Origin of the sequence: Mangrovibacterium lignilyticum, assembly GCF_010882175.1 — a bacterium.
Taxonomy (GTDB): domain Bacteria; phylum Bacteroidota; class Bacteroidia; order Bacteroidales; family Prolixibacteraceae; genus Mangrovibacterium; species Mangrovibacterium lignilyticum.
In genome coordinates this window covers 929,591-947,196 of record NZ_WKLH01000002.1, presented here as the reverse complement: position 1 = coordinate 947,196, position 17,606 = coordinate 929,591, and the positions used below count along the sequence as shown (strand labels likewise).

Genomic DNA, 17,606 nt, shown 5'->3' with positions numbered 1-17,606 from the left:
GGTTTATACCTGAAAATTTATTGAGCTATTGATATAGGCAGGTGAGCAATTGCCTGCCTATATTTTTAAATATACTTTGTTGAGTTTCTCTGCGGATTCTCTTCCTGAAATAATCCTACTAGCTAAATATCAATGTATTTATATCGCGTTTATTTGAAACGAAGTATTCGAAGTTTATTCATTGTGCTTCTTGTTTTTTCTTGTTTTTTCTTTGCTTCAGCAAGGGGAAGCTCAAATTCAGAGGCTCCTAAAAAAGAGGGTGTCGGAGACACTCTTGTTGGTAGTCACACTGAATTCGACCACGAACTCTATCAGCGGTTGATTCAGGCAAACGACCAAACGGTAAGCAATCTGCTGAATAAAGGCATTCAAAAGGACAATCCCCGAAGCCTGAGCGTTCAGTTTGGAATATTAACAGCGTCGTTTTGTACCATCGGCGCTGATTATTTCAATTCTGAAGCCGTATTTCAACGGCTCATGAAGATCATGGGGTACCTGCTTGATGCTCAACGCGCGAATGGAACCGTTGATGCAGGAGGTAACAAACAATCACCGCCTGATACTGCTTTTTTGATTGATAATCTGGGGCCGGCAGCAAAAGTGTTGGCAAACCGAAATTCAGAAGAGTCGATGCTATTGAAAAAGCGGTTGGATGACTTTTTACTAAGTGCTGGCGAGGCTTTAATAACCGGTGGAATCCATACGCCTAATCATCGTTGGGTGACCTCTTCCGCGTTGGCTCATCTCTATCAAATTTATGGAGACAACCGATACAAGGAGCGTATTGAGGAGTGGTTGTCGGAAGGTATTTATATCGACGAGGACGGTCAGTATCCGGAACGAAGCCGTATTTATTCCAAGGTTGTAGACCATGCACTAATTACAATGGCAACAATTCTGGGGCGGCCGGATTTACTGAAGCCGGTGCGAAAAAATCTAGAGACCACCTTTTTCCTGATGGAGAACAATGGTGACTTGGTTTCATTAGATTCCAGAAGACAAGATCAGAACATGATTATTCAGGCAACTAACTATTATTGGTGTTATCGCTTTATAGCTGTTCGGTTGAATGATTCTCTTTTTGCTGCAATAGCCCGTAAAATTGAAGATATGGACACGTTTGACGAGCATGTCTTGTCTGGTGCTTTGCTTCATTTCCTTGATGTTCCATTGTTGCAGAAAAAACTTTCGCGGGCAGATGCTCTACCTGAAGATTTCAACGTCGACTTGTCTGCTACCAATATGGTTCGTATGAAGCGCGACCGAATGACGGCAACAGTATTTGGGGGAAATGATTTTCCATTGCAAATTTCATCTGGTCGTTCGACCAATCCAACTTTCTTCACTTTTCGAAAAGGGGAGGCAATTCTGGAATATGCCCGTTTATCTACTTCATTTTTCAATACCGGGTATTTCAGAAGTGAGGGGCTGCGGCAAGAGCAAAACAGCTGCATGCTACATGAACGGAAAGAAGCTTATTACTACCAACCTCTTCCTGCGGACAAACAAAATCCAGAGGGAGATTATAAATTAACGGAATCGCCGGACGGTCGTTTTTGGAGCAAAATGGATTTTAAGGACAGGTCCGTCAGTGATGTCCAGGCGATGGAAACAGACGTAACGATACGGGAAAATAAGGGCGAATTTGAACTGGTGATTAACGTAGATGGTCCCAAAGGAGTAGACGTGACTTTGGAACTTTGTTTCAGATCCGGAGGGCAATTATCGGCTGTGCAGAAATCGGAAAATGAATCGGATTTCTTTTTGAAAGAAGGTTATGCGACCTATCAATTTGGAAGCGATAAAATTCAGGTTGGACCCGGAATCAGGGAACATCAAAACGTAGGCCGGATTGACGGCGAACTATATTCGACCCATTTTGGATCGATCAAAGGAAAAGGAATGCACCTGTTTTTAACCGGAAGAACACCATTTTTACATGTGATAACGTTGAAGTGAGATGAGGTTTGTATTTAAAAAAATTGAACGAATGAGATTATTACAATTACTGATTTTCAGTTTGTGTCTGTCCGGTTGTCAGGAGGCCGTTCAACAAAAAAATGTTGTCGATTATGTGAATCCGCTAATCGGTACGGCGCCGTCTACAACGATCAGTGCAATAAAGCACGGAGAGGGAAGTGAAAACAACTCGCAGGTGGTTCCCTATGTCACTGTTCCTTTCGGTATGACCAATTGGACAGCTCAAACCAAAGATACAGAAACCAAGTGTGTGGCTCCTTACTATTATACCGACTCGGTTATCCAGGGATTCCGGGGAAGTCACTGGCTGAGCGGCTCCTGTGTACAGGATTACGGAAGCATGACTATCATGCCGGTTGCAGGGCAACTGAAATGGCTGCCTGAGGAACGTGGTTCATCGTTTTCCCATGACAACGAAATTTCAACCCCTTTTTATTACGGCGTTCACTTGGACGACTACGCGATTCAGGCGGAGATAACTGCCACTAAACGTTGTGGTCTTTTCAAATTCACTTTCGAAAAAGGAGGCGAGTCGCATATTGTAATTAACCCGAATAGCGACGAGGCACAAGGATACATTCATATACTTCCCGAAACGAATGAGATAGTCGGTTACAATCCGGTTCACCGGATTTATCAGGGATGGGGCGAACCAGCTGGCTTCAGCGGTTACTTTGTCGCGCGGTTCAGCCACGATTTTGAAAGCTATGGTGTTTTTCAGGACAGCATCATCAATGCGATGAGTACCGAACTGGCCAATCAAAGCAAGCTCGGCGGCTGGGCTTCGTTCTCGCTGAAGGAAAATGAGCCCGTTTATGTTGAAATAGGAACTTCGTTTACGAGCATTGAGGAAGCGCGCAAAAATCTGGATGCCGAAACCGCAGATTTGGATTTCGATCAGGCAAAGGGACAACTGGAAGAGACTTGGAAGCAACTGCTTGGTAAAGTTCAGGTTGAAGGAACGAATGAGGAAGATAAAATCAAATTTTATACAGCACTTTATCACAGCTTTTTGCAGCCCCGGACATTTAACGATATCGACGGTTCATATCCAAGTTTTGCAGGAGGAAATGAACAGATGAATTCCGGAGATCGGGATTACTTTGTTGATTTCTCGATGTGGGATACCTACCGGGCTTCGCATCCGTTATTCAATTTGTTGGTGCCGAAAACCAATGCTGATATGATGTACAGCTTATTGGACAAGGCTCAGCAAGGCGGTTGGTTACCTATTTTTCCCTGCTGGAACAGCTACACCTCGGCTATGGTTGGTGACCACGTGATTGCTGCAGTTGCGGATGCCTATTCAAAGGATGTCATTGATTTGAGTGACGCTCAATACGAATTGCTAGTCAAAAATGCCTTTCAATCTCCGGAGACTTTTCCTGAATATCAGGAAGGGAAAGGTCGCCGGGCGCTGGAGTCGTATCTGGAATACGGTTACATTCCTTTAGAGGACAGCGTACAGGAATCCTTTCATAAAAAGGAACAGGTTTCGAGGACCTTGGAATATGCCTTCGATGATTTTGCCTTGAGCCGGATTGCTGAAAAAAGGGGTGATACAGTTAGGGCTGATCAGCTAACAAAACGTGCTTTAAACTATCAAAATGTATACAGTGCCGCCGACTCGTGTGTTCGCGGACGCTATGTCGACGGCAGTTTTACCACTGAGTTTAACAAGTTTATCCGCATGCCTTACATTACCGAAGGAACACCTTATCAGTACACTTGGTACGTTCCGCAGGATATTAAAGGCTTGATGCATTTGATGGGCGGACAGGAGGGTTTTAATAAGAATTTGGATCATTTTCATGCTTCCGGCCAGTATTGGCACGGCAATGAACCGGGACACCAGATTCCGTTTTTGTACAACTATTCAGGCCAGCCGTGGAAAACACAGCAGTTGGTCTCTGAGATCATGAAAACAGAATATGGTGCCGATGCCGGTGGTTTAAGCGGTAATGATGATGCGGGCCAAATGTCAGCCTGGTATGTGTTTGCTGCGCTCGGATTTTATCCGGTTAGTCCGTCTGTGCCCGAGTATGTTATTTCCGGGCCGCATTTCGATAAAATCACGATTCAGTTGGAAAGTGGCAAGCAGTTGGTTATAAATGCCGACGGAGCCTCGTCCGGTAAAAAATTCATTCAGCGACTGAAGCTGAACGGCGAGGAAATAACACAAAACTTTCTGAATCATTTCGATTTGGTCAAAGGAGGAACAATCGATTTTGAGATGGGCGACCAGTCCAATAAATCATGGGGCGTAGCGCCTGATGATCAACCTTATTCACTGTCGAACGACTAAACGACTAAAATGATGAAGCAGAATCAAATCAAGCTCGGACTTTTAATTTTCACACTGTGTTTTGCATTCGTTGCTCAGGCGCAATTGCACCAGTTTGTTGATCCGTTGATCGGTTCCGAAGGACTGGGCAATGTGTTTATTGGTCCATCCTGCCCTTATGGCATGGTTAAACCTGGACCGGATAATGATGTATCGTCGAACAGTGGCTATTCATCTGATCCGGCGAAGCCAATCTACGGCTTTAGTCAAGTGCATGTAAGTGGCACCGGAGGCGGCCCAAAATACGGGAATGTATCTGTGATGCCTTTCTCCGGTGATCTGGAGGCCATTGATCAGGAATCGGTAAAAGGAGAAGAACAAGTTAAGTTGGGTTATTACAGTGTAATGCTACAAAATTGGGGGATTCAAACCGAGATTACCACTTCGGATCGGGCTGCCTTTTATCACTTCTCGTATCAACCGGGAAATAAGCAGGCTGTGAAAATTGACTTGGGTAAGTTTTTGGGCGAGCCGAATATTCCGAACCCCGATGCGCGTGAGGCACAGCAGTTTGTTGGTTCCGAAATTGAAATTATCTCAGAAACCGAAGTGCGCGGTTACACCCGGATTCGCGGTGGATGGAATAATGGAAGTGCCTACACCGTTTATTTTACAGCGGTATTTGATCGACCCTTCAAGCAGTTTTCAACTTGGAAAAATGATCAAATAGAAGCTGGCCGGAAAGTCAGAATTGATGACGGCGGAAAAACCGGTGCCCTGCTTTATTTCGATTCTTCGAGTGATGATCTTCAGCTAAAAATTGGTATTTCTTTCGTCAGTAGTTTGAAGGCGCATGAAAATATAAATGCAGAAATTCCGCATTGGAATTTTCAACAGGCATTGACCGAAACTCAGGAGAAATGGGAGAGAATTCTCCAACGGGTTGAGGTTGATCAAGATGCTTCTTCTGAGCTCAAAACCATGTTTTACACCGGTTTGTACCATACCATGCTGATGCCGGTTGATCGCACCGGGGAAAATCCAAAGTGGGAAAATAATAGTCCGTATTACGATGATTTTTACGCCATTTGGGATACTTATCGTTCGTCGAGTCCGCTGATTACTTTGTTGACACCATCGCGGCAAATTGCTATTGTAAATGCCATGCTTCAGATATACAAGCGCGATGGCTATCTGCCTGAGGCCCGCAGTGGAAATTGTAACGGTCGTACGCAGGGCGGATCGAATGCAGAAGTGGTTATCGCCGATGCCTTTGTGAAAGGGTTGGACGGAATTAATTATAAACTGGCGCTTGAAGCGATGCTGAAAGATGCCACAGTTCCTCCCGGTGGCAACGAGGAAAAAGAAGGTCGCGGTGGACTAACGGATTATAACCGGTTGGGCTATGTTTCGACTGATTTTGTCAGGGCAGGCAATCGCACGCTGGAATATGCTTACGACGATTATTGCTTGGCAACGGTTGCCAGGGGCATTAAGCGAAAAGGCGAATACTGGCGGTTTATCAAGCAATCGGATAACTGGCAAAACTTGTGGCGGGATATTGACGATCATGGATCGAACGGCTTCATTATGCCTAAAGATGCGCATGGCAATTGGGTCGACAGTATTCAGTGTGACGCCAGTAACGGCCGGATCACTTACATTCCATACACACCGGTTGCGCAGGATTGGCCAATTTGCGTTTGTTGGTGGTGCGGTTTCTTTTACGAAGCGAGCTCATGGGAATATTCGCTTTCCGTTCCGCACGATGTGGCGACGCTGGTTGAAAAATCAGGAGGGAAAAAAGCCTTCAGAAAACGCCTCGATACCTTGTATGATAAGGGGCTTTACAATGTGGCTAACGAGCCTTCGTTCCTGAGTCCAAACCTGTATCATTGGATCGGTCGCCCTGAGTTGAGTAGTGAGCGAATTCACCAAATAATCGATGAGAACTACAACAGCAGTCACAGCGGCATTCCAGGGAACGACGACTCCGGAGCAATGTCATCCTGGTTGGCTTTTCACCTCATCGGATTGTATCCGAATGCCGGCCAGTCGTATTACCTGATCAATGCTCCTTATTTCGAAAAAACGGTTATTCATCAGGAAAACGGAAAAGACTTTGTCATTTTGGCGAAAAATCGATCACCAAAAAATAAGTATATACAATCGGCCGAGCTTAACGGAAAAGACTTCCCGAAAGCCTGGCTTGAACATCAAAATATTGTAATGGGAGGAACACTAATTCTGGAGATGGGGCCCGCGCCTTCAAAGTGGGGAGCGGAGCTCCTTCCTCCTTCAAAATCCGATCAGGAACTGTAGCGATAAAAAAAAGTAATGTTATTCTCCCGTAAAAAGAATTAGTAATGAAAAATGTAAGAACAAGTGTTTTATTTCTGTTGACGCCAATTCTGCTAACTGCTTGTATAAATTTGGCAAAGAAGGAAAATATACAAAGCGCAAAGTTGATTGCTAATCCAATTATTGATGGCTATTTCGCCGATCCCTGTATCGTCAAGGACGGTGATACTTTTTATATCTATGCCACAATTGATCCTTGGGGAGGAGAAGAGCTGGCTGTGTTTTCAACCAAAGATTTTTTGACCTTTGATCGCCATCATTTAAACTGGCCAACTAAAAAGGCTTGTACAAGTGATGGCTCCAATAATTCGATGGTTTGGGCGCCTTCTGTCCGGAAAGCTGCCAATGGAAAATATTACATGTATGTATCGGTTGGAAGTGAGATATGGGCTGGTGTGAGCGATTTGCCCTTAGGTCCCTGGCAAAATGCAAAGGAGGACAATTCACCACTGGTTGCTTCCAGTGACTTTCCCGATGTGCATACGATTGATGCTGATTGCTTCATCGACGACGATGGTCAGGCATACCTGTACTGGGGATCCGGATTTCATTGGATCAATGGCGTCTGTATGGCGGTTAAGCTTAATCCGGATATGATTTCCTTTCAGGGAGAACCGGTTGATGTCACTCCGGCTGACTACTTTGAAGCGCCGTACATGATTAAGCGTTTCGGAAAATACTATCTGATGTATTCGTCAGGAAAGGCGATTGATGCGACTTACAAAATGGGTTATGCGGTTGGGAATTCACCTCTCGGACCTTTTGAAACAGGCATTAATAGTCCAATATTGGAAACTTCTGCGGACAGTACAACTTATGGGCCGGGGCACCATTCGGTATTCAACGAAGGAGGACAGGATTACATTTTGTATCACCGCATTTTTCCGCAAGACTCAGCGTATGTGTTACGGCAGTTATGTGTCGATAGCCTAAACTTTGATGCAAATCACAATATCTTGAAAGTTAAGCCCACCGGCATTGTAAACTTTTGATTTTAACACTAAAAATTTCGAAGAATGAGTGCAAGAATAAGATTGACTTTCCTGTTCGTAATATTTGCCTTTTCATTTTATGGATGTAAAACGCAGAAACAGGAGACTCAAATAATCAGTCCCGAAGTAGACTTGATCCAGCGAATTATTCCGGAACGGGCCGACCATTTTGTAGTAGAAATTATTCTATCAGACACAGTCGATTGGTTCGAGCTGGAATCGAAGGCTGATAAAATTGTTCTGCGCGGAAATAACGGCGTTTCTGTCGCTTCTGCCCTGTATTATTACCTGACAGAATATTGCCATTGTCAGATTACCTGGAACGGAACGAATCTGAATTTACCGGAAGAGTTACCGGTGATTCCGGAGAAAGTGCGCAAGGACAGTCCGTACGAGTATCGCTATTATTTGAATTATTGCACCTTCAATTACACCATGAGCTGGTGGGATTGGGATCGTTGGGAAAAGGAAATTGACTGGATGGCGTTGCACGGCATCAATATGCCGCTGGCCATTACCGGCGAAGAGTCTGTTTGGGATGAGGTTTACCGGTCGTACGGTTTTACCGACGAAGATCTGGATCCGTTTTTCAGTGGGCCGGCCTATTTCGGTTGGTTTTGGATGGGCAACCTCGATGGCTGGGGCGGTCCTCTGCCTAAGAGCTGGAAGGAAAGCCACCGCGATTTGCAAAAAAAGATTGTGCAGCGCGAGCGCGAGCTAGGTATGAAAACTGTTTTGCCGGCCTTTACCGGACATGTTCCCGCTTCATTTAAGAAGTACTTCCCCAATGCCCGGTTGAAACAAACCAACTGGGGGAACGATTTTGAGGATACTTACATCCTGGATGCCGATGATCCGCTGTTTGCCGAGATTGGTATGAAGTTTCTGGAAGTTCAGCGGGAAATTTACGGAACCGACCATCTGTATTCTGCTGATACCTTCAACGAGAATGAGCCGCCATCAGACGATCCGCAATACCTTTCTGAATTGAGTGCCAAAGTTTTTGAAGGCATGAAGTCGGCCGACCCCGAAGCAGTTTGGGTGATGCAAGGGTGGTTGTTCTATAGTCACCGCGATTTCTGGAAGGCGCCGCAAATTCAGGGTCTGTTGGGCGCCGTTCCCAACGACCGGATGATTATTCTGGATTTGGCAGCCGAGATTGAGCCAGTTTGGAAACGTACCGAGGCGTTCTATGGAAAAGAATGGATCTGGTGCATGCTGCATAATTTCGGGGGAAATATCAGTTTATTTGGGCGCATTGAGAATGTGGCTGAGCATCCGGCAGAGGCACTGAATGATTCGACATCGGGACAACTAAAAGGAATCGGCCTGACCATGGAAGCCATTGAGCAAACGCCGGTGCTTTACGAGTTAATGACCGACAATACCTGGCGCGATACACCGATCGACTTGACGGAGTGGTTAAAGAAATACATTCGCAATCGCTATGGTAACAATAGTTCCGATATGGAAAAGGCCTGGGACATTTTGGTCCAAACCGTTTACAACGGGCAGGTTATTCGTGACGGTGCGGAGTCTATTATTGTTTCCCGGCCAACCTTCGAGGGATATCGTCGTTGGGCACGCACAAAACTGAATTATGCTCCGGAAGATTTATTGCCGGCCTGGGACTCATTTGTTGAGGTTATCCCGGAGTTCGGTGCATCAGACGGTTTTCAGTATGATTTGGTCGATCTAACCCGGCAAATACTGGCAAATTATGCCTTACCTGTTCAGCAACAAATTGCCATGGCTTATAAAAGCAACGACAAAGATAAATTTGCGCAGTACAGCCGCGAGTTTCTGGAGTTGATTGCAGACTTGGATCGTCTGTTGGCAACGCGCAAGGATTTCCTTCTGGGACCCTGGATTGCTGATGCCCGCAGTTGGGGAACAACGCCGGATGAGAAAGCATTGTATGAACAGAATGCCCGCGATTTGATCACCCTTTGGGGAGGAGCTGATAATCGGTTGCACGAATACAGTAATCGCCAGTGGAGCGGCTTGCTGAGTGATTTCTACAGACCGCGCTGGGAACATTTCTTTTCGGAGGTAAGTAACAACTGGGGAAGTTTTGATCAGGAGGCTTTCGACGATCAGATGAAACAATGGGAATGGAATTGGGTGACATCGCAGAAAGAATTTCCGATTCAAGCGAGTGGTAGCCCAACGGGAGTAACCGAAGAACTTTATCACAAATACCGCGACCGGATAGCGCCGCTGACGAAAACTTTACCTGTCATCAATTACAACTACTAATAATGGAACAAATAATCAAACAAAAGCCGGAACGCTTTCTGTCGCTCGATGTATTCCGGGGATTAACCATTGCTTTGATGATCGTGGTAAATACCCCCGGAACTGGTGCCAGGATATACGACTATTTCATCCATGCGCATTGGTTCGGCTTTACACTGGCCGACTTGGTTTTCCCTTCTTTCTTGTTTGCAGTTGGGAATGCCATGAGTTTCTCGATGAAAAAGATGAAAACCGCTTCTCCGGGGCAGGTTTGGACCAAAATTATTAAACGCACCGTGATTATCTTCCTGCTCGGTTACCTGATGTATTGGTTTCCTTTCTTCAAAATTGGTGACGACGGAAGTTTTCTTCTCAAGCCAATTGCTGAAACCCGTATCATGGGAGTTCTGCAGCGGATCGCATTGTGTTATTTCTTCGCGTCAGTAATCGTTCTCTACTTATCAGAGCGGGTAGCGATCATCATTTCAGTGGTCATCTTATTGGCCTACTGGGGAATTTTATATGCCTTTGGCGAGCCGGGTGCGCAATTGGAAATGGCCAGCAATGCTGCAACCAAATTCGACTTGTCAATTCTGGGCTACGGCCATATTTATAAAAAGGATGCTATTCCTTTCGATCCAGAAGGTATCCTGAGTACCTTGCCGGCTATTGTCAATGTATTATGGGGATACCTTGCCGGTGTTTTTATTCAAAAGAAAGGAAAGTCGTTCGAAGGAATTGCCATGCTATTGCTGGTTGGTTTTTTGATGACCTCAACTGCACTCTGGTGGGATCTGATTTTTCCGATTTCCAAGAAACTGTGGACAAGTCCATTTGTGCTTTATACTGTTGGATTGGATCTTTCGATTATGGCAGTGCTGATTTATTTGATTGAACTGAAAAACCTAAAAGTAGGCGTTAATTTTTGCGATGTATTCGGTAAGAATCCCTTGTTTATTTATCTCTTCTCCGAACTCTTTTATGTTGTATTACGGATGATCCCCGTTAATTCGAGCCAGGACGCTTTTGAGTGGGTAAGTGAGCAGGTCTTTCAACAAATCTTTCCCGGAGCTTTTGGCTCATTAATGACCGCCATTGCCTATGTTTTGCTGTGTTGGGCACTGGGATGGTGGCTACATCGGCGAAAGATTTACATTAAAATTTGACAGAATTCCAAACTCCATGTATTATTGATTATAGAACGTCTTAAACTTTGTGTAATTTCAGACTTTAGCTACTACATACAAATAACCAAGAAACTATTCACTATGAAAAAAAAGATCATTATTTCGATTTTCTGTGCGATCTGTCTCCTTCCTCAGATGCAGGTTTATGCGCAAAAGGCCGGAGAAATTAATTCCTTTACGATTTCAGAAAAGAAAGCGGCCTCAGCTATTTTAATTTCTGAAGACGACGCTAAAGTGGTCTCGATTGCTGCTAATCTTTTTGCCCGCGACGTGGAAAACATTACAGAGAAACACCCCAAGATAATAAATGAACTTTCCGAGTCGGCAGACGAGTTAATCATTGCCGGAACAATGGGTAAAAATGATATCATCGATCAGTTGATTGCTGAAAAGAAAATTGATGTTTCTGCCGTTGACGGTAAATGGGAAAGTTGGTCGATGCAGGTGATTGAGAAGCCTTTTCCCGGCGTAAAGAAAGCCTTGGTCATCATTGGGAGCGACCGACGGGCAACGACCTACGGTATTTTGGAGCTGTCGCGCATGATGGGTGTTTCGACCTGGGAATGGTGGGCTGATGTGTTGCCACAAAAGCGTAAGGAGATTACCCTCGATATTGAAAGTAAAACCTACAGCTCGCCTTCGGTCAAGTATCGTGGTTTGTTTTTGAATGACGAAGATTGGGGACTTCAACCTTGGGCGGCAAAAACCTTTGAGCCGGAAACAGGCGACATTGGTCCTAAAACCTATGCAAAGATCTTCGAGTTGATGCTGCGTCTTCGCGCCAATACCATTTGGCCGGCTATGCACGGTTGTACCAAAGCTTTTTATACCATCGATGGAAATGCTCAAACAGCCGATGATTATGCCATTGTGGTGGGAACTTCGCACTGCGAGCCGATGTTGTGCAATATCAATGCCGAGTGGAATCACAACACCATGGGCGAGTGGCGCTATGATAACAATGCTGAAACAATTCGTGATTTGTTTGAAAAACGGACAAAAGCAACTTCAAACTTTGAAAGCATTTACACCATTGGTATGCGTGGTGAACATGATTCACCAATGAATGCGAAAGATTTGACCAAAGAGGATCAGATGAAATTGCTGGAAAAAGTAATTGCTGATCAGCGTGAAATCATGGCAAAGGAAACCGGTAAAGATCCGGAAACACTTCCACAAGCTTTCATTCCTTATAAAGAGGTGCTGGACTACTATCAAAATGGATTGGAAGTTCCCGAGGATGTGACCCTGATGTGGACCGACGATAATTACGGATACATTCGCCAGCTAAGTACGCCAGAAGAGCAAAAGCGCCCTGGTGGTGGCGGTATTTATTACCATGCTTCGTATTGGGGACGTCCGCACGATTACCTTTGGCTCAGTTCAACAAACCCGATGCTGATGTGGGAAGAAATGTATAAGGCTTACCAGTTCAATTGTCACGATATGTGGATTCTGAACTGCGGCGACATCAAACCACTCGAATACAATATCGAGATGTTCATGGATATGGCTTGGGATATTGACGCTTTTACCGGGACAAAGGGCGTTGAGAAACATTTAAATGGCTGGTTGAGTTCTCTGTTTGGCAAGGAAAAGGCTCCGCAATTGACAAAGCTCATGATGGACTATTATCACCTGTGTTTTATGCGTCGTCCCGAGTTTATGGCCTGGAGTCAAACTGAGCCAACAATAAAACCACAGGAAACTGAATTGACGCAAATTCGTTACGGAGATGAGCTAACAAAATATCTGCAAGCCTGGGAAAGGCTGGCGCAAGAAGTGAAGGTATTGGATGATGACATTCCTGCAGGACAGAAAGATGCCTTTTTTGAGTTGGTTTACTATCCGGTTACAGGTGCTTCTTTGATGAATCAGAAATGGTTGTACCATTATAAAAATGAACTGGTTGCCAGCCAGGGAAGAGCCAGCGCTCAAGAATTTGCCAAGTTGTCAAAAGAGGCTTACGAACAGATAAAAACAGAAACTAAAAACTTCAACAATAAATTGGTAAACGGGAAGTGGAAAAACATGATGAGCATGGCACCGCGTAACTTGCCTGTTTTCTCGCAACCTTCGTATGCGTTGCCTGCAGAGGATGGTGAAGCTGATTGGGGATTAGTTCTGGAAGGATACGATATAGAGGCGAATAAAAGTATCCCCAATGCTTATTCCGATGTACTTCCTCTGTTGAATGCTTACCTGAAAGATTCTGCTTTTGTTGATGTGTTCCTGAAAGGAGGAAGGGAAGTGGATTGGAAAGCTGAGCCTAAAGCTCCCTGGATTCGCTTGTCAGCCGATCATGGGAAACTGACAACTGCTGCGGGAGAGCAAGAACAGCGCTTATGGGTAAGTATCGATTGGGATCAGCTTCCACAGGGTGAGAATACAATAGAAGCGCCACTGGGACAAGATTATCAATTGATTCCTCCTGCATATAAGGTGTATGGAACTATTGAGTTTAGCACGGATGATACAACTGTTACGGTTAATGTATCAACTTTCAACCCTAAATTCAAAGATTTGGAAAATTATGAGGGCTTTGTAGAGGGGAATGGCTACGTGTCAATTAACGCCGAAAACACCTCATCGAAAAAGGCAGGAAAAGAAGCAGACTGGAAACAATTTGGAGGAATAGGATACAGCGGAAATGTGGTCGTTGCTCTGCCTTATAATGCAAAACCCGTTGTTGAGCCTACTGCGATAAAAGAACAAAGCCCCATGTTGGAATACGATTTTTATACCTTCAACTTCGGTGAAGCTGATGTTCAGGTACAGGCCGTACCTACTCATCCGTTTTACGAGGGAGCGAGTGTTCGCTGTGCTCTGGCTGTTGACGATGCTGAACCGGTTATCATCGATTTTAAAACCGTTGGCCGCAGCAACGAGTGGAAGCAAAATGTGCTGAAAAATGCAGCAGTGAAGTCAGCAAAGCAAATGGTAGCTGAGCCCGGTAAGCACAAACTGAAAGTATGGATGGTTGATCCGGGCGTGATGATTGATCAAATTTTAATTGATTTGGGTGGATGGAAAAGCAGCTATGCCTTTCCACCTGAAACAAGGAAAAAATAAGTGAAACAGTGAAAAGAATATTTTCAATCCAACACAGCATGGCACTTGTCATGCTGTTTCTTTTAATAAGCGCTTGTACAAGCAAGCAGACTGAGCAGCCGAAGGATATCAAAATAGCATTCCTGTCGGACGTGCATTTGCAAAATTTGTACGGGAAACTTTCCGACAATGATTTCAAGGGCGTGTTGAATCCCGGTAATGGTCGCTACGTGTTGGGGCGAACGATGGAAGCCCAGTTGCATTCAACCCGGCTGTTCAACGAGAACTATTTTGCCTTTTTGGCGGCCTTGGACGATGTGGTTCGCCGGGGTGTGAAATATGTCGTGCTACCCGGCGATTTTAGCGACGACGGACAGCCCTTGAATGTTCGGGGAATGCAGGAAATCCTTCACGACTATGAATCGAAATACGGTCTGCAGTTTGTCGTCATCACCGGTAATCACGATCCTGTCCGGCCTTTTGCGACGGATGCCGGAAAAACAGATTACCTGGGGGCAGACGGAAAGAACCAGGTGTTGATGAGCAAATCCGGAATGTATACGCCTAAAGATCCGAAGGAGAATCCGGTCGTGATAACGAATGATATCCACAAAATGGGCTATGCCGGAATCATGAGTGAAATGGGTGATTTCGGTTTCTTTCCCAAACCAGGTGATGTCTATTGGGAGACGCCTTTTTCAACCTATAATTATGACGATTATTCGTTCGAGAAGGCGAAACAGGAAGCTCAAATGAAAATACGGCAGTACCCGATTCCGCCCACCAATTCATTATTGCCGGATGTCAGTTATTTGGAAGAGCCCGTTCAGGGGCTTTGGTTGCTGGCTATCGACGGCAATGTTTATCTCCCCAAAGAGAAAGCAGCTGCCGATGGCGCTGACCCGGAAAATTACGAGGGAGCCAGCATTGGCTACAACCAGGTGTTGACCCACAAAATGCATTTGCTGGATTGGGTGAAAAAGGTTTGCAGAGAAGCTGAAAAGCGCGGGAAAACCTTGATCGCTTTCAGTCATTATCCGATGGTGGAGTTTTACGACGATGCCAGCCCCGGGATTCGGCAACTTCTGGGCGACCAAAGCATGGAGCTTCATCGGGTACCGGCCGAAGAGGTGGCACGAACGTTTGCCGAAGCAGGCATCAAACTGCACTTTGGCGGGCACATGCACATCAACGATACGGGAATTCGAACTTACGATGACGGGAAATTTCTGGTGAATGTTCAGGTTCCTTCATTAGCAGCTTACATACCGGCCTATAAATTACTGACGATTCACAACTCAAGTCTGATTGAGATCGAAACGATTCAGTTGGATTCAGTGCCTCGTTTTAAAGAATTATTTCCTTTGTATGAACGCGAATATGCCTGTCTGGATAGTCTAAAAAGTCCTTCAATATGGAACCGCGAGATTCTTTCGACAGCCAACTATCACGATTACACAGCCTGGCATTTAAAGGAATTGGTGCGTTTGCGTTTTCTGAAGGCTGACTGGCCCACTGATCTTCGGAAGTTTATTGTTGGCTCGACCGGACGGGAAATGTTGGATTACCTTGTTCAAAATAGCCGAGGTGCTGAGACTGAGACTGAGACTGAGACTGACTTTAATGCTGGCGATTGGACGGGACAGGACCTGATCTATGATCTTTACCGTTTGAGGAGTGCCGATAAATTGGCTTTCCCGGATATCGGAAAAGAGAGATTGGGGCAGTATCAGCGCTTCTTTGCCCTTGTTGAACAAGCCACGCCGAACACAGAAGCAGCGGAACGCGTGGAGCAATTAAGAGGCATCGGTCGAATTTTGGACCATTTTATGCAAGGTGCACCGGCCGATCATTTCTATATTAATTTGAATTCTTCCGACTCGATTTTAGTGGCGGTCGATTAAATATTTAGGTAATGTGAATAGCCGTAGCACTTGTCATCTGTGATTTAGCGGTGATTGTTTATCTTAGCGGTTCTACTCAAAAAAACGATAAATTATAATGAAAAGAATTTTCTTCCTGCTACTGTTGGCTTTGGCGACAAGGCTTGTGTCGGCCCAGCAAAATGAATACAACCCACTTATTCCGGACAACCTGGCCGATCCAACCATCGTTCAGTTCGGCGACACTTTTTACCTTTATGCCACAAGTGATGTGGGGGATATTGAAACGGATCTGGCCTTCTCCGGAAGTCCGGTAGTGTGGAAATCGAAGGATTTTGTCAACTGGAGCTTCGAAGGGATTTGTTTCCCCGGTATCGATTGGCACGAACACAAATACTGGGCGCCCGGGCGTGTATTGGAACGCGACGGTAAATATTACCTCTTCGTAACGGTTGATCATGTTACCCAGTTGGCAGTAGCTGATTCGCCCGAAGGTCCTTTCAGTTTTATTAACGGCCCTGAAAACTACACTGGCGATGAAAAGCCGTCGATGGTGATCGATGATATTGATGGTTGTCCGTTTATTGATGACGACGGACAGGGCTATATTTTCTGGCGGCGCAAAAAGGCCGCAAAGCTCAGTGCTGACTGGACAAAGCCGGAGGGTGAGACCATCACCATTCCAACGCAGTGGCATGGCTATTCCGAAGGGCCGTTTATGATCAAACGAAAAGGTATTTATTACTATTTCTATACCATGGGCGGTTACGCCGATTACCAAAACGGCTACGTGATGAGCAAGGAGTCGCCGCTTGGACCTTTCGTGACGCCAGACAATGATGTCATTATTTCGTCGGATTTGGATCAACAAGTTTGGGGACCGGGGCATGGTTTTGCGTTTTCTCCTGAAGGAAGCGATGACTGGTATTTTGTCTACCTCGAATATGGCATTGGCGGTACCTCTCGTCAGGTGTATTGCAATCAAATGGAGTTTAACGAAGATGGCACAATAAAACCAATTCAGCTGAATCGGAAAGGCGTTGGTGCTTTGGCAAAGCTTAAAACGGAGCAACCGATGGATTTGTCGAACGCCGTTGCAACGGCCTCTTCTGTTAAAAAGCCGATGGAAGTTCAAGCCCGCAAATGGGGAGATCCCAAGCAATTGAAATATAATCTGCCCGAAGAACCAATCTATCGCCACCATGAGTTTAATCCGCAGGATGCGATCGATCATTCGAACTTCACCCGCTGGTGGGCGACTCCCGGGGATACGGAAAAATGGTGGCAGCTCGATTTAGGCAAAACTGAGAAGCTGGATCACCTGGACTTATTCTTTGTGCATCCGTCGCTTGGTCATGCTTTTGTCTGCGAGAAATCAATTGACGGTAAAAACTGGGAAATTGTGAAGGAGCAAAAGGAAGTGGCTGTTCGCTCGCCGCACAAAGTTGAAGCGATTGGCAAAGCTCGTTTCTTGCGCGTGAAGATCCTTGCAGGACAGCCCGGCATCTGGGAAGCCAAATTATACAACTAGAAGATCGCGCCACCGAAAATTAAAGAGGAAGCCGTTCGTTTGCCCGTTGGCAGCTTCGTTATTAAATTCGCAGAACGTGTGTGTAATAAAGTTATTCAT

The 17,606-nt window shown here is 45.4% G+C and carries 9 protein-coding genes; all 9 read left to right on the top strand.

The annotated features are described in order from the left end of the window. The first annotated feature begins 153 nt into the window (after positions 1–153). The 9 genes from GJV22_RS11010 (at position 154) to GJV22_RS10970 (ending at position 17,507) form a co-directional block, all read left to right on the top strand. The gene (locus GJV22_RS11010) at positions 154–1,959 is read left to right on the top strand and encodes a hypothetical protein (RefSeq protein ID WP_163712994.1); all 1,806 of its coding nucleotides are present in this window, start codon (positions 154–156) and stop codon (positions 1,957–1,959) included. A 31-nt stretch (positions 1,960–1,990) separates the two neighbouring features. Next, complete coding sequence (locus tag GJV22_RS11005; RefSeq protein WP_163712990.1) at positions 1,991–4,285, top strand: GH92 family glycosyl hydrolase; 2,295 nt, start codon at positions 1,991–1,993, stop codon at positions 4,283–4,285. Between the two features lie 9 nt (positions 4,286–4,294). After that, on the top strand, positions 4,295–6,586 hold the full coding sequence (locus GJV22_RS11000; RefSeq protein WP_163712987.1) for a GH92 family glycosyl hydrolase: 2,292 nt from the start codon (positions 4,295–4,297) through the stop codon (positions 6,584–6,586). Positions 6,587–6,630: 44 nt separating this feature from the next. Further along, complete coding sequence (locus GJV22_RS10995) at positions 6,631–7,617, top strand: family 43 glycosylhydrolase (RefSeq protein ID WP_163712984.1); 987 nt, start codon at positions 6,631–6,633, stop codon at positions 7,615–7,617. Between the two features lie 24 nt (positions 7,618–7,641). Next, a complete protein-coding gene (locus tag GJV22_RS10990) occupies positions 7,642–9,876 on the top strand; it encodes an alpha-N-acetylglucosaminidase (RefSeq protein WP_163712981.1) in 2,235 nt (744 codons plus the stop codon). A 2-nt stretch (positions 9,877–9,878) separates the two neighbouring features. After that, positions 9,879–11,021 carry an acyltransferase family protein gene (locus GJV22_RS10985; RefSeq protein ID WP_163712978.1) on the top strand — a complete coding sequence of 381 codons (1,143 nt, stop codon included), beginning with the start codon at positions 9,879–9,881 and terminating at the stop codon, positions 11,019–11,021. A 102-nt stretch (positions 11,022–11,123) separates the two neighbouring features. Further along, entirely contained in the window at positions 11,124–14,114 is a 2,991-nt protein-coding gene (locus tag GJV22_RS10980) for a glycosyl hydrolase 115 family protein (RefSeq protein WP_163712974.1), read from the top strand. Between the two features lie 8 nt (positions 14,115–14,122). Beyond that, the gene (locus GJV22_RS10975) at positions 14,123–15,997 is read left to right on the top strand and encodes a metallophosphoesterase (RefSeq protein ID WP_205461838.1); all 1,875 of its coding nucleotides are present in this window, start codon (positions 14,123–14,125) and stop codon (positions 15,995–15,997) included. Between the two features lie 97 nt (positions 15,998–16,094). Beyond that, a complete protein-coding gene (locus tag GJV22_RS10970) occupies positions 16,095–17,507 on the top strand; it encodes a family 43 glycosylhydrolase (protein WP_163712971.1) in 1,413 nt (470 codons plus the stop codon). Positions 17,508–17,606 lie beyond the last annotated feature (99 nt).

Bases quoted from the DNA above. Each gene is read 5' to 3' on its own strand.
- GJV22_RS10990 (WP_163712981.1), top strand. From the start codon at position 7,642: ATGAGTGCAAGAATAAGATTGACTTTCCTGTTCGTAATATTTGCCTTT.
- GJV22_RS10985 (WP_163712978.1), top strand. From the start codon at position 9,879: ATGGAACAAATAATCAAACAAAAGCCGGAACGCTTTCTGTCGCTCGAT.
- GJV22_RS10980 (WP_163712974.1), top strand. From the start codon at position 11,124: ATGAAAAAAAAGATCATTATTTCGATTTTCTGTGCGATCTGTCTCCTT.
- GJV22_RS11000 (WP_163712987.1), top strand. From the start codon at position 4,295: ATGATGAAGCAGAATCAAATCAAGCTCGGACTTTTAATTTTCACACTG.
- GJV22_RS10970 (WP_163712971.1), top strand. From the start codon at position 16,095: ATGAAAAGAATTTTCTTCCTGCTACTGTTGGCTTTGGCGACAAGGCTT.
- GJV22_RS11005 (WP_163712990.1), top strand. From the start codon at position 1,991: ATGAGATTATTACAATTACTGATTTTCAGTTTGTGTCTGTCCGGTTGT.
- GJV22_RS10995 (WP_163712984.1), top strand. From the start codon at position 6,631: ATGAAAAATGTAAGAACAAGTGTTTTATTTCTGTTGACGCCAATTCTG.